The following is a 13,410-nucleotide window of genomic DNA, read 5'->3' as shown; positions in this document are numbered from 1 at the left end:
CTCAGTCGAGCGGCACGCGCAGCAGTTGCGCGCACGCGGTGGCGGCGGCGACGGCTTCGTCGCGCGTCTCGGCCGTGAAGTTCACGTGGCCCATCTTGCGGCCGACACGTGCTTCTTCCTTGCCGTACAGGTGCAGGTGGGCGGCCGGCATCGCGGCGACCGTGTCCCACGGCGGCGTGACGGCATCGGCCGCCGCACCGTTGGGGAACCACACGTCGCCGAGAATGTTCAGCATCGCGGCCGGCGAATGCTGGCGCGGGTTGCCGAGCGGCATGCGCGTCATCGCGCGCACCTGCTGCTCGAACTGGCTCGTTGCGCACGCATCGACCGTATAGTGGCCGGAGTTGTGCGGGCGCGGCGCCATTTCGTTCGCGACGAACGAACCGTCCTCCAGCACGAAGAATTCGACGCACAGCACGCCGACGTAGCCGAGCGTATCGGCGATCCGGATCGCCGCCTGCTGCGCTTCCTCGACGCGGGCCGCATCGGCGGCCGGCGCCGGCACGACCGTCAGCGCGAGGATGCCGTTGTGATGCACGTTCTGCGCGAGCGGGAAGGCGGCCGAACGGCCGTCCGCGCCGCGCGCGATCAACGCCGACACTTCGTATTTCAGCGGCAGGCGCTTCTCCAGCACGCACGGCACGCCGCCGAGCGCGGCATGCGCGTCGCGCGCTTCCTGCGCGGTGGCGACCCGCACCTGGCCCTTGCCGTCGTACCCGAGGCGGGCCGTCTTCAGGATGCCCGGCAGCACCGCGTCGAGCGCCGCATCGTCGAGCGCGGCGAGCGCCGCCGCCGATTCGATCACGACGTGCGGCGCGACCGGCACGCCCGATGCCGCGATGAAACGCTTCTCCGCGATCCGGTCCTGCGCGACCGCGACGCAGCGGCCGGCCGGCGCGACGAACGTCGTGCGCGCGAGGAAATCGAGGCTCGCGGCCGGCACGTTCTCGAACTCCGTCGATACGGCCTCGCACAGGCCGGCCAGTTCGGCGAGCGCGGCTTCGTCGTCGTACGCCGCGCGCAGGTGGCGATCGGCGACCGCGCCGGCGGGGCTCGTCGGATCGGGATCGAGCACCGCGACGCGATAGCCCATCGACTGGGCGGCAAAGCAGAACATGCGGCCGAGCTGGCCACCGCCGACCATGCCCAGCCACGCGCCGGGCAGGATCGGGGAAACGGAATCAGGAGTTGCGGTCATGTCAGTGGTCGGTCGCGGCGGAACGCGGAACGGCCCGCCGCAGTGGGAAAATCCGGCGCCGGCCGCGTCGTGCGGCCGCGCGCCATGCCGTCATTCCAGCGGCGGCAGCACCATCGCGTGCGCGGCTTCGTTCTGGCGCACGCGGAACGCGGCGAGCCGGTTCGCGTAGTCGACCGAGTTGCCGGACAGGATCGACACCGCGAACAGCGCGGCGTTCGCGGCGCCGGCCTCGCCGATCGCGAACGTCGCGACGGGCACGCCCTTCGGCATCTGCACGATCGAGTGCAGCGAATCGACACCCTTCAGGTACTTGCTCGCGACCGGTACGCCGAGCACCGGCACCGTGGTCTTCGCGGCCAGCATGCCGGGCAGGTGCGCGGCGCCGCCGGCGCCCGCGATGATCGCACGCAGCCCGCGCTCGCGCGCCTTCTCCGCATAGTCGAACATCTCGTCGGGCATCCGGTGCGCGGACACGACCTTCGCTTCGTACGGCACGCCGAATTCCTGCAGGATGGCGACCGCATGCTTCATCACGTCCCAGTCGGAACTCGAGCCCATCAGCACGCCGACGAGCGGCGCGCTGTGCGTGTGGGCAGTCTGGATTTCGCTCATGTCGTATCTGTCCCGATCAGGCGAGCGACTGGCCCGTGATGCGCTCGAGCGCTTCCTGGTACTTCGCGGCCGTCTTCTCGACGACGTCGGCCGGCAGCGCCGGCGCCGGCGCCGTCTTGCCCCACGGCTGCGCCTCGAGCCAGTCGCGCACGAACTGCTTGTCGAACGACGGCGGGTTGGTGCCCACTTCGTACTGGTCGGCCGGCCAGAAGCGCGACGAATCGGCGGTCAGCACTTCGTCCATCAGGTACAGCTTGCCGTGGTTGTCGAGGCCGAATTCGAACTTCGTGTCGGCGATGATGATGCCGCGCGTCGCCGCGTAGTCGGCCGCTTCCTTGTACAGCTTGATCGAGATGTCGCGGATCGTCGCGGCCAGCTCGGTGCCGATGCGGCGCTCGGTTTCCTCGAACGTGATGTTCTCGTCGTGCTCGCCCATCTCGGCCTTCGCGGCCGGCGTGAAGATCGGCTCCGGCAGCTTCTGCGCGTTCTGCAGGCCTGCCGGCAGCTGCACGCCGCACACGGCGCCCGACGCCTGGTATTCCTTCCAGCCGCTGCCGGCCAGGTAGCCGCGCACGACCGCTTCGATCATGATCGGCTCGAGGCGCTTGACGACCACGCCGCGGCCCTTCACCTGCTCGACTTCGTCGGCCGCGACGACCGCTTCCGGCGCGTCGCCCGTCAGGTGGTTCGGCACGATGTGCGCGAGCTTGTCGAACCAGAAGTTCGCCATCTGGTTCAGCACGCGGCCCTTGTTCGGAATCGGCTCGCCCATCACCACGTCGAACGCCGACAGGCGATCGGTCGTGACGATCAGGAGCTTGTCGTTGCCGACCGCGTAGTTATCGCGAACCTTGCCGCGACCGAGGAGCGGCAGCGAACGGAGCGTGGATTCGTAAAGGGTAGACATCGTCTTTTCGCAGATAAGGAGCCAAACAAAAAGGGAAACGCCGTTCCCCGCGGCAGGCGGGAACGGCGGTCTTGCAATACGTCGGCGAACCGGCGGGCGCAGCGCCCCGACGGCTGCCGGCCGGCCCTTGTTCGGCCGGACGGAACGGCTGCCGGGGCCGGATCGGATCCGGCCCGCCGGGCGGCCAGCCCATGCCCGGCGGCAGAACCGGGCGGGGCAAATCGTACTACAGTCTCAGCGCACGACCTGTGCGAGCGCGCCCGACTTGTACTGCTCGGCGATCTTGTCGAGCGACACCGGCTTGATCTTGCCGGCCTGGCCTTCGCAGCCGAACGCGAGGTAACGGTCGACGCACACCTTCTTCGCCGCTTCGCGCGCGGGCTTCAGGTAGTCGCGCGGATCGAACTTGCCCGGGTTCTCGAACAGGTAGCGGCGGATCGCGCCGGTGATCGCGAGACGCAGGTCGGTGTCGATGTTGATCTTGCGCACGCCGTGCTTGATGCCTTCCTGGATTTCCTCGACCGGCACGCCGTAGGTTTCCTTCATGTCGCCGCCGAATTCGCGGATCTCGGCCAGCAGTTCCTGCGGCACCGACGACGAACCGTGCATCACGAGGTGCGTGTTCGGGATGCGCGCGTGGATTTCCTTGATGCGCTGGATCGACAGGATGTCGCCCGTCGGCTTCTTCGAGAACTTGTACGCGCCGTGCGACGTACCGATCGCGATCGCGAGTGCATCGCACTGCGTGAGCTTGACGAAGTCGGCGGCCTGCTCCGGATCGGTCAGCAGCTGCTCGCGGGTCATCGTGCCTTCCGCGCCGTGGCCGTCTTCCTTGTCGCCCTTCATCGTCTCGAGCGAGCCGAGCACGCCGAGTTCGGCTTCGACCGTCACGCCGATCGAGTGCGCCATCTCGACGACCTTGCGCGACACGTCGACGTTGTACTCGTACGACGCGACCGTCTTGCCGTCGGCTTCGAGCGAACCGTCCATCATCACGCTCGTGAAGCCGCTGCGGATCGCGGCCGTGCAGACGGCCGGCGACTGGCCGTGATCCTGGTGCATCACGACCGGGATGTGCGGATACGATTCGACCGCCGCTTCGATCAGGTGGCGCAGGAACGGCTCGCCCGCATACTTACGCGCGCCGGCCGATGCCTGCATGATCACGGGCGCGCCGACCTGGTCCGCCGCCGCCATGATCGCCTGGACCTGCTCCAGGTTGTTCACGTTGAAGGCCGGCAGGCCGTAACCGTGCTCTGCCGCGTGGTCCAGCAATTGACGCATTGATACGAGAGGCATTGTGGAACTCCTTGGAATGAAAACCGGTGCGCCCTGACGCCGGCGCGGCACCTGCCCGGGTCTGGACCGGGGCAGCGCGGCGCGGCTGAGCGTCGAATAGCCGCATTTTATCGCGAAGCGCCTCCGATTCCGACCGCCCGGTGGCCCCCGCTCGCAATTTGTTACGTTCGCACGGCACAATGCGGCCAAAAAGGAGAAAAAAAGCCGCGCGGGGCTTCGGACCCCGCGCGGCTTTTTGCGCAAAAACGGTGCCGGATCAGCCTCGACCGATCCGGGTCGCCGGCTCGCAGGCCGGCTCAGCGAGGCTCAGCCGGCGCTCAATAGTGCTCGCCGACCCGCACGATCTTCAGCGTGTTGGTGCCGCCCGCCTGCCCCATCGGCTCGCCGACGGTCAGCACGACCATGTCGCCATGCTGCACGTAACCCTGCTTGACGACGATCTCGAGCGCCGCCTGCAGTGCCGAATCGCGGTCGCTGTTGAAGTCGACGTGCAGCGGCGTCACGTTGCGGTACAGCGCCATCGTGCGCTCGCTGCCGACGCGCGGCGTCAGCGCGAAGATCGGCACGTGCGTGTAGTGACGCGACATCCACAGCGCGGTCGCGCCCGATTCGGTCAGCGCGACGATCGCCTTCGCGCCCAGGTGGTACGCGGTGAACAGCGCACCCATCGCGATCGACTGGTCGATCCGCGTGAACGTCCGGTCGAGGAAATCCTTGTCCAGCTCGACTTCTTCGGATTTTTCCGCTTCGACGCACACGGCCGCCATCGTCTCGATCGTGACGACCGGGTACTTGCCGGCGGCCGTCTCGGCCGACAGCATCACCGCGTCGGTGCCGTCGAGCACCGCGTTCGCGACGTCCGACACTTCCGCGCGGGTCGGCACCGGTGCGTGGATCATCGATTCCATCATCTGCGTCGCGGTGATCACGAGCTTGTTCGACTCGCGCGCCATCCGGATCATGCGCTTCTGCAGCGCCGGCACGGCCGCGTTGCCGACTTCCACCGCGAGGTCGCCGCGCGCGACCATGATGCCGTCGGACGCGTCGAGGATGCTCTGCAGCGCCGGAATCGCCTCCGCGCGCTCGATCTTCGCGATCATCTTCGGCTTGATGCCGTACGGCGCGCCCGCGATGTTCGCGAGCTGGCGCGCCATTTCCATGTCGGTCGCATTCTTCGGGAACGACACCGCGACGAGGTCCGCGCCGAGCGACATCGCGGTGCGGATGTCTTCCATGTCCTTCGCGGTCAGCGCCGGCGCCGACAGGCCGCCGCCCTGGCGGTTGATCCCCTTGTTGTTCGACAGCTCGCCGCCCACCTTGACGATCGTGTGGATTTCGTCGCCGAGCACGCGCTCGACGGTCAGCACGATCAGGCCGTCGTTCAGCAGCAGCAGGTCGCCCGGCTTCAGGTCGCGCGGCAGTTCCTTGTAGTCGAGGCCGACGCGCTCGTCGTTGCCGAGCTCGCAGCCCGCATCGAGGATGAACGGCTGCCCGGGCACGAGCGTGGTCTTGCCGTTCTCGAACTTGCCGACGCGGATCTTCGGGCCCTGGAGGTCGGCCATGATCGCGATCTCGCGGCCAACCTTGCGGGCGGCCTCGCGCACCATTTCGGCGCGCTGGCGGTGATCGTCGGCCGTGCCGTGCGAAAAGTTGAGCCGCACGACGTCGAGGCCCGCCTGCATCATCTGCAGCAGAATCTCCGGCGAACTGGAAGCCGGGCCGATCGTGGCGACTATCTTGGTGGCGCGCTGCATGAAACTCCTCATCTGGATCAAGGTGGATGCGCTGGGTGAAACGCTGCGAGAGCCGGAATCGGCGGGCCCAGCGGCGGCCGTTCCGGGGGGCGTGCCGGTGCTTGCGCCCGGCATCGCTTTGTTCTGGATCTCGTGGTGCTGTGCGGCCGCGTCGCCGGCAGCCGCCGGTGCGCGCGGGGCGGTGTTCGCCCGCGCGGGCGCGCGTTTGCGCTTGCCCGCGCCGGCCGGCTGCTCCGCTTTCGCGGAGCGCGCGGCCTTCGTCACCCCTGCGCGCGCCGCCACGCTCAGGCCGCCCGCGTTTCGAGCACTTCCACCGCCGGCAGCTTCTTCCCCTCGAGGAACTCGAGGAAGGCGCCGCCGCCCGTCGAGATGTAGCTGACCTGGTCGTGAATGCCGTACTTCGCGATGGCCGCGAGCGTGTCGCCGCCGCCCGCGATCGAGAACGCGGACGATTTGGCGATCGCTTCGGCGAGCGTCTTGGTGCCGTTGCCGAACTGGTCGAACTCGAACACGCCGACCGGGCCGTTCCACACGATCGTGCCGGCCTTCTCGAGCTGGCTCGCGAGCGCCTTGGCCGTATCGGGGCCGATGTCGAGGATCATGTCGTCCGCTTCGATGTCGGCGACCTGCTTCACCGTGGCCGCGGCCGTCGGCGAGAATTCCTTGGCGGTGACGACGTCGGTCGGGATCGGCACCGACGCGCCGCGCTCGCGCGCTTCGTCGATGATCGCCTTCGCCTCGGCGACGAGATCGGCTTCCGCGAGCGATTTGCCGATCGACAGGCCGGCCGCGAGCATGAACGTGTTCGCGATGCCGCCGCCGACGATCAGTTGGTCGACCTTGCCGGCCAGCGACTTCAGGATCGTCAGCTTGGTCGACACCTTCGAGCCGGCGACAATCGCCACCAGCGGGCGCGCCGGGTTGCCGAGCGCCTTGCCGAGCGCGTCGAGTTCGGCGGCCAGCAGCGGGCCCGCGCACGCGACGGGCGCGTACTTCGCGATCCCGTGCGTGGTCGCTTCCGCGCGGTGCGCGGTGCCGAACGCGTCGTTCACGTACACGTCGCAGAGCTTCGCCATCTTCTGGGCGAGCTCGTCCGAATTCTTCTTCTCGCCCTTGTTCACGCGGCAGTTCTCGAGCAGCACGACCTGGCCCGGTGCGACGTTCACGCCGTTCTCGACCCAGTTCGACACCAGCGGCACGTCGCGGCCGAGCAGCTCGGCGAGACGCTTGGCGACCGGCGCGAGCGAGTCTTCCGGCTTGAACTCGCCTTCGGTCGGACGGCCGAGGTGCGACGTGACCATCACGGCCGCGCCGGCGTCGAGCGCGGCCTGGATGGCCGGCACGGACGCACGCACGCGGGTGTCCTCGGTGATGTTGCCGTGATCGTCCTGCGGGACGTTGAGGTCGGCGCGGATGAACACCCGCTTGCCGGCGAGCTGGCCGGCGGCGATCAGGTCGGTAAGACGCTTGACTTGGCTCATGTTGAACAGATTGAAGTAGTGGATGGGGAAAGGGGGTTCACGCTGGACGTGCGCGGGCTGCCGCGAAAGGGCGCCGGATGCGGCCGTGGCTGGCGGTTCGCATGACGCGCACGGGTAAAAAATCTCGAACGGGCATTCTAGCCGATCCACCCGGCAGACTGACCCGTGCGGCGGCGAATTCCGCCTATTTGGGATCGCGCGCCGGAACCGACATATTGCCGCAACGCAGCAATTCGCCGACGCAACCGGGCGGCGCCGGGCGAGCCGGAACGGCGGCCCATCAGAAGATCAGGCGCAACGCGGTGAAGACGAGCATTCCGACGACGATCGTACCGAGCATGCTGCGCCGCCACAAAAACCAGCCGAGGCCGGCGAGCGCCGCGTAGAACGGATGGTTGGACAGCGCGAACGACAGGCCGGCCGGCGTTTCGAGCACGTCGGGCAGCACGACGGCGACCAGCGCGGCGGCCGGCGCGTAGCGCAGCGCGCGCTGCGCGCGTTCGGGCAGCACGGTGCGCTCGCCGCCGATCAGGAACAGCGCGCGCGTGACCGCCGTGACGATCGTCATCCCGACGATGACGATCCAGATCTCGGTCGCGCTCATTCGATCTCCTTTTCGTGCACGGTTTCGGTACGGATGCGCCGCCAGTCGGCCCGCTCGACGAAGAAGTCGGCCGTGCAGCCGGCCGCGAGCGCGGCGAGCACCGCGAGCGGCAGCGCAAGCCGGTACGGCAGGTCGAACGCGACGAGCGACACGATCCCGGCGACCGCGACGGCCGCGAGCGTCGAGCGGTTCGCGACCGCCGACACCATGATCGGGATCAGCGCGAGCGTGCCGGCCAGCTCCAGCCCCCAGCTCGCGGGAAAGAAGCTCGCGAGCAGGATGCCGGCGAGCGACGACACCTGCCACGACGCCCAGCTCGCGAGCGCCATCCCCCAGAAATAGGCTTCCTTGCCCGGCACGCGGCCGTACGCGAAGCCCTGTTTCTGGAACAGCAGGTAGATCACGTCGCCGTTGAAATAGCCGATCGCGAGACGCCGCCACAGCGGCAGGTAGGAAAAATGCGGCGCCAGCCCGGCGCTGAAGATCACGAAGCGCATGTTGACCATCGCGGCCGTGAGCAGCACGGTCCAGATCGGCAGCTTCGCCGCGAGGAGCGGCAGCACCGCGAGCTGCGACGAGCCCGCGTAGACGAACAGCGACATCGCGCTCGCCTGCCCGAGCGTCATCACGGACTTGCTCATCGCGATGCCGGTGACGAGCCCCCAGGACAGGATCGCCATCAGTGTCGGGGAATAGTCGCGCGCGCCCTGGATCAGCGCGAAGCGGTCGGTGGCGGACAATCGAGCGAGCATGGGAAAGCGGGCCGCAGCGGGCGGTTCGTCGGGACGCCGGCGCCTCCTGCCGGTGCGACCCATCGTTATTGGAATCGGTACCGGACGATTATAGCGCCGGCCCCGCGCCGTCCGACCGGATCGTCGCCAAATGACGCTAAAATACGCGTCTTTCCGGCTCAACGCTGCATACAACCCGCAGCACCTCACCGCTTCCAGGAGAATCCTATGTCAATGGCCGACCGCGACGGCAAGATCTGGATGGACGGCAAGCTGATCGACTGGCGCGACGCCAAGATCCACGTCCTGACCCACACGCTGCACTACGGCATGGGCGTCTTCGAGGGCGTGCGTGCGTACAAGGCGGCCGACGGCAGCACCGCGATCTTTCGCCTGCCCGAGCACACCAAACGTCTGCTGAATTCGGCGAAGATCTTCCAGATGGACGTGCCGTTCGACCGCGAAACGCTCGAAGCCGCGCAACTCGCGGTCGTGCGCGAGAACCGGCTCGAGTCGTGCTACCTGCGCCCGATCATCTGGGTCGGCTCGGAAAAGCTCGGCGTGGCGGCGAAGGGCAACACGATCCACGTCGCGATCGCCGCATGGCCGTGGGGCGCGTACCTCGGCGAAGACGGTCTCGCGAAGGGCATCCGCGTGAAGACGTCGTCGTTCACGCGCCACCACGTGAACGTGTCGATGGTGCGCGCGAAGGCGTCGGGCTGGTACGTGAACTCGATCCTGGCGAACCAGGAAGCGACGGCCGACGGCTACGACGAAGCGCTGCTGCTCGACGTCGACGGCTACGTGTCGGAAGGCTCGGGCGAAAACTTCTTCCTCGTGAACAACGGCAAGCTGTACACGCCCGACCTGTCGTCGTGCCTCGACGGCATCACGCGCGACACGGTCATCACGCTCGCGAAGGACGCCGGCATCGAGGTGATCGAGAAGCGCATCACGCGCGACGAGGTCTACACGGCCGACGAAGCGTTCTTCACCGGCACGGCCGCCGAAGTCACGCCGATCCGCGAGCTCGACAACCGCACGATCGGCAGCGGCGCGCGCGGCCCGATCACGGAAAAGCTCCAGTCGGCGTTTTTCGATATCGTGTCGGGCAAGAACGCGAAGTACGCGCACTGGCTGACGAAGGTCTGAGCGCGCCGCGCGACCGACCGCCCCACACAAGAGTGATAAGAGAAAGTCTCATGAGTGAAATCAAGGAAATGCCGCTGGTCGAGCTGACGGCCAAGGATCTTCCCGCCTACTGCCCGAACCCGGCCATGACCCGCTGGAACGCGCACCCGCGCGTCTTCATCGACGTGTCGCACGGCGAGGCGCGCTGCCCGTACTGCGGCACGCGCTACAAGCTGCGCGACGGCGAGGTCGTCAAGGGCCACTGAGCCCGGCGGCCGGGCCTGAAGGCCCACCGACCCGCAAGGCGGCGCAGCCGGAAGTCCGGTGCGCCGCCGTTCCCCATTCTGGCAACCCGAACGCGGCGCCCGAGCGCCGTGCTTCATTACGACATCGGAAGTCGACCTGATGCGTCGAGCGCTGGTTATCGCACCGAACTGGATCGGTGACGCATTGATGGCGCAGCCGCTTTTTGCGCTGCTGAAGAAACTCCATCCCCGCATCGCGATCGATGCCGTCGCACCCTCGTGGGTCGCGCCCGTGCTCGAGCGGATGCCCGAGATCCACGATGTCCACGCGACCGATCTCGCGCACGGCAAGCTGCAGCTGCTGCGCCGCTGGCAGCTCGCGAGCGACCTGCGCGACGTCGGCTACGACGCGGCGTACGTATTGCCGAATTCGCTGAAGTCCGCGGTGATCCCGTGGCTCGCGAACATCCCGCTGCGGATCGGCTATACGGGCGAGCACCGCTACGGCTTGCTCAACGTGCGCCACGCGAACCCCGACAAGTCGGGCGAGCGGCCGCCGATGACGACCCACTACGCGGCGCTCGCGTACGCGCCGGGCGCGAAGCTGCCCGAGTCGATGAAGACGCTGCCCGCCCCGCGCCTGGACGCCGACCTGAACGAAACGGCGCGGGTGTCCGCACGTTTCAATCTCGATACACGCAAGCCGCTCGTCGTGTTCTGCCCCGGCGCCGAATACGGCCCGGCCAAGCGCTGGCCGCCCGAGCACTTCGCGTCGCTCGCGACCATCGTGCACCAGTCGTTCCCGTATACGCAGATCGTCGCGCTCGGCTCGCAGAAGGATGCCGCGGCCGCGCAGGCGATCGCCGACCACGCGCCGAACGTGCGCAACCTGTGCGGGCAGACGTCGTTGTCCGAGGCGTGCGCGCTGATCGCGCGCGCGAACGCGGTCGTCACCAACGATTCCGGGCTGATGCACGTCGCGGCCGCGCTGCGCCGGCCGCTCGTCGCGTTGTACGGATCGACCGATCCGCGCCACACCCCTCCGCTGTCGGAGCTGGCGAAGGTACAATGGTTGCATCTCGAATGCAGTCCCTGCTTCGAACGCGAGTGCCCGCTCGGCCACCTGAAGTGCCTGCGCGAACTCGGTCCGGAGCAGGTATTCGGCGATTTGCGCGGCATGCTCGTCGGGCAGCGCTGACCCTGACCGGCAGCGTCGCACGGCGCGCCGGGCAATCCGATTCACCGGTGTGCGGCGGCTCGATCCGGGCCGCCGTGCTGAATACGGCGCGCGACGCGCGCGAGAGACAACCCCGATGCCACGTTTTGCCCGCCTCTTCGAAGCCGCTGCCGATACGCTGAACGCCTACTACCAGGCCGTCGCGGATGCCAATCTCGACGCGCTGCTGGCGTTGTGGATCGACGAGGATTTCGCCAGCTGCGTGTGGGCGGACGGCGAGCATCTGCACGGCCTCGACCAGATCCGCGGCGGGCTCGCCAACCGGCTCGCGACGCGTCCGGTCACGATCGAGCCGCTCGACATCCGCGTGTACGACAGCCTCGGCACGGTCGTCTATACGATCGCCGAAGCGCATCAGCAGGCCGACCTGACGGCCGAACCCGACATGGTTTTCGCGACGTACGTGATGATCCACGAACGCGGCGAATGGCGCATCGCGCACATCCACGCGAGCCCGATTCCTGAACAGGCGGCCGGACAATTCGCCGCGAAGATCCGTCACGGGCAGGGTCCGCTGCACTGACGAAGAACGAAGCAACGCATTAGCGGGGCGATCATGAGTACGGCTTCTCCGCCCACCTCGCCGCTGACCGGGGCCCCGGCCCCCGACGACGACACACTGCGCTATCGCGCACCGCGCTGGCTGCCCAACAGCCATGTGCAAACCATCGTGCCCGCGCTGTTCGCGCGGCGTCCGGTTGTCGCTTACCGGCGAGAGCGATGGGAAACCCCCGACCACGACTTCATCGACCTCGACTGGGTCGCGCACCTCGACAGCGCGGCGCCGGCGCCCGACGCGCCGCTGTTCGTGCTGTTCCACGGTCTCGAAGGCAGCTCCGCGTCGCACTACGCGCTCGCGATGATGGCCACCGCGCGCGCGAACGGCTGGCACGCCGTGGTGCCGCACTTCCGCAGTTGCAGCGGCGAGATCAACCGCCAGCCGCGCTTCTACCATCTCGCCGACAGCGCCGAGGTCGACTGGATCCTGCGCCGGCTCGCCGCGCAGCATCGCGGGCCGCTGGTCGCGGCCGGCGTATCGCTCGGCGGCAACGTGCTGCTGCGCTGGCTCGGCGAGCATCGCAGCGACACGTCGATCGTGCGCGCCGCCGCCGCGATCTCGACGCCGATCGACGTGCATGCGGGCGGCCGCGCGCTGTCGCAGGGGTTCGCGATGGTCTACACACGCAGCTTCCTGAAGACGCTCAAGCGCAAGGCGCTCGCGAAGCTCGACCAGTATCCGGGGCTGTTCGACCGCGACGCGATGCTGCAGGCCGTGACGATGCGCGACTTCGACGAGGTCGTGACCGCGCCGCTGCACGGTTTCGCGAACGCCGACGACTACTGGACGCAGGCGACCACGCGGCCGCTGCTGCCCGCGATCGACGTGCCGACGCTGATCCTCAACGCCCGCAACGACCCGTTCCTGCCGGAATCGGCGCTGCCGGGCCCGGCCGACGTGTCGCCCGCCGTCGAGCTCGACCAGCCCGCGCACGGCGGCCATGCGGGTTTCATGACCGGGCCGTTCCCCGGCCGCCTCGACTGGCTGTCGGCGCGGGTGTTCGGCTATTGCTCGAAATTCGTCGACCATGGATGACATCGTCAGGCAGGCACTCGCCAAATGGCCGAACGTGCCGCATTGCACCGGCTGGCTGCTGCTCGACCGGCGCGGCGCATGGCGGCTGCGCGACGACGCGGCGCAGGCGGCCGGCGAGCTCGGCTCGCCGATCCGGCATGCGGCGCTGAACGCGTTCATCGGCCGCAACTACGAATGCGACGCGCAGGGCCAGTGGTTCTTCCAGAACGGGCCGCAGCGCGTGTACGTCGAACTCGCCTATACGCCGTGGGTCGTGCGGCTCGCCGAACGCGACGGGCAGCTCGCGCTCACCGACCAGACGGGCGCCCCGTTCGAACCGGACGCAGCGTGGCTCGATGACGGCGGCGGCGTGCTGTTTCGCGATGCCGGCACACCGCCGCGCATCGCGGCACTGCACGATCACGATCTCGGGCTGTTCGCCGACCACGCGGATTTCGACGCGGAGCCACCCGTGCTGCGCTGGCGCGACGGCCGCTCGCTGCCGCTTGGCAGCATCGCGTGCGCCGACGTGCCTGCGCGGTTCGGCTACATTCCCAGCCCGGCGCGCCACGCACGCGATGCCGCCGACAGCGGCAACTGACCCGCCGCCGCGCCTTCCGCGTTCGCCGCGCGACGGC

Annotated in this window: 14 protein-coding genes; 6 read left to right on the top strand and 8 right to left on the bottom strand. The window is 68.4% G+C overall.

The genetic code is table 11. The features are described from left to right. Position 1: 1 nt before the first annotated feature. The 8 genes from MMB92_RS07480 to MMB92_RS07445 all read right to left on the bottom strand — a co-directional run bounded on the left by MMB92_RS07480 (position 2) and on the right by MMB92_RS07445 (position 8,607). The gene (locus tag MMB92_RS07480; protein ID WP_006481737.1) at positions 2-1,198 is read right to left on the bottom strand and encodes a 5-(carboxyamino)imidazole ribonucleotide synthase; all 1,197 of its coding nucleotides are present in this window, start codon (positions 1,196-1,198) and stop codon (positions 2-4) included. A 90-nt stretch (positions 1,199-1,288) separates the two neighbouring features. Beyond that, the gene (gene purE, locus MMB92_RS07475) at positions 1,289-1,810 is read right to left on the bottom strand and encodes a 5-(carboxyamino)imidazole ribonucleotide mutase (RefSeq protein ID WP_006481724.1); all 522 of its coding nucleotides are present in this window, start codon (positions 1,808-1,810) and stop codon (positions 1,289-1,291) included. 16 nt (positions 1,811-1,826) lie between these two features. Next, positions 1,827-2,717 (bottom strand): phosphoribosylaminoimidazolesuccinocarboxamide synthase, encoded by an 891-nt coding sequence (locus MMB92_RS07470; protein ID WP_006477945.1) that lies wholly within the window; start codon positions 2,715-2,717, stop codon positions 1,827-1,829. Between the two features lie 234 nt (positions 2,718-2,951). After that, on the bottom strand, positions 2,952-4,016 hold the full coding sequence (gene fba / locus MMB92_RS07465) for a class II fructose-bisphosphate aldolase (protein WP_006481730.1): 1,065 nt from the start codon (positions 4,014-4,016) through the stop codon (positions 2,952-2,954). Positions 4,017-4,333: 317 nt separating this feature from the next. Continuing rightward, positions 4,334-5,770 (bottom strand): pyruvate kinase, encoded by a 1,437-nt coding sequence (gene pyk / locus MMB92_RS07460; protein ID WP_006493398.1) that lies wholly within the window; start codon positions 5,768-5,770, stop codon positions 4,334-4,336. Between the two features lie 284 nt (positions 5,771-6,054). Continuing rightward, positions 6,055-7,251 carry a phosphoglycerate kinase gene (locus MMB92_RS07455; RefSeq protein WP_006481732.1) on the bottom strand — a complete coding sequence of 399 codons (1,197 nt, stop codon included), beginning with the start codon at positions 7,249-7,251 and terminating at the stop codon, positions 6,055-6,057. A 280-nt stretch (positions 7,252-7,531) separates the two neighbouring features. Continuing rightward, on the bottom strand, positions 7,532-7,855 hold the full coding sequence (locus tag MMB92_RS07450) for an AzlD domain-containing protein (protein WP_006477942.1): 324 nt from the start codon (positions 7,853-7,855) through the stop codon (positions 7,532-7,534). After that, complete coding sequence (locus tag MMB92_RS07445; protein ID WP_006481734.1) at positions 7,852-8,607, bottom strand: AzlC family ABC transporter permease; 756 nt, start codon at positions 8,605-8,607, stop codon at positions 7,852-7,854. The genes MMB92_RS07450 and MMB92_RS07445 overlap by 4 nt, the downstream gene beginning before the upstream one ends. Before the next feature lie 207 nt (positions 8,608-8,814). Between MMB92_RS07445 and MMB92_RS07440 the strand changes: the two genes are divergently transcribed. The 6 genes from MMB92_RS07440 (at position 8,815) to MMB92_RS07415 (ending at position 13,373) form a co-directional block, all read left to right on the top strand. Further along, entirely contained in the window at positions 8,815-9,738 is a 924-nt protein-coding gene (locus tag MMB92_RS07440; protein ID WP_006481735.1) for a branched-chain amino acid transaminase, read from the top strand. Positions 9,739-9,788: 50 nt separating this feature from the next. Beyond that, positions 9,789-9,983, top strand: coding sequence for a zinc-finger domain-containing protein (locus MMB92_RS07435; RefSeq protein WP_006482499.1), 195 nt, complete (start codon positions 9,789-9,791; stop codon positions 9,981-9,983). Between the two features lie 139 nt (positions 9,984-10,122). Continuing rightward, a complete protein-coding gene (waaF, locus tag MMB92_RS07430; RefSeq protein WP_006482498.1) occupies positions 10,123-11,160 on the top strand; it encodes a lipopolysaccharide heptosyltransferase II in 1,038 nt (345 codons plus the stop codon). 115 nt (positions 11,161-11,275) lie between these two features. Next, positions 11,276-11,722 (top strand): nuclear transport factor 2 family protein, encoded by a 447-nt coding sequence (locus MMB92_RS07425; RefSeq protein ID WP_006477934.1) that lies wholly within the window; start codon positions 11,276-11,278, stop codon positions 11,720-11,722. Between the two features lie 33 nt (positions 11,723-11,755). Next, positions 11,756-12,793: a hydrolase gene (locus MMB92_RS07420; protein ID WP_006482501.1), complete on the top strand. Its 1,038-nt coding sequence runs from the start codon at positions 11,756-11,758 to the stop codon at positions 12,791-12,793. Beyond that, positions 12,786-13,373 (top strand): DUF2946 family protein, encoded by a 588-nt coding sequence (locus MMB92_RS07415; RefSeq protein WP_062884344.1) that lies wholly within the window; start codon positions 12,786-12,788, stop codon positions 13,371-13,373. Before MMB92_RS07420 ends, MMB92_RS07415 begins: the two co-directional genes overlap by 8 nt. The last annotated feature ends 37 nt before the right edge of the window (positions 13,374-13,410 follow it).

This window comes from Burkholderia sp. IO2 (assembly GCF_029522185.1).
Taxonomy (GTDB): Bacteria; Pseudomonadota; Gammaproteobacteria; order Burkholderiales; family Burkholderiaceae; genus Burkholderia; species Burkholderia cenocepacia.
Note: the sequence above shows the minus strand (reverse complement) of the source record. Positions and strands in the feature narration are given on the sequence as shown.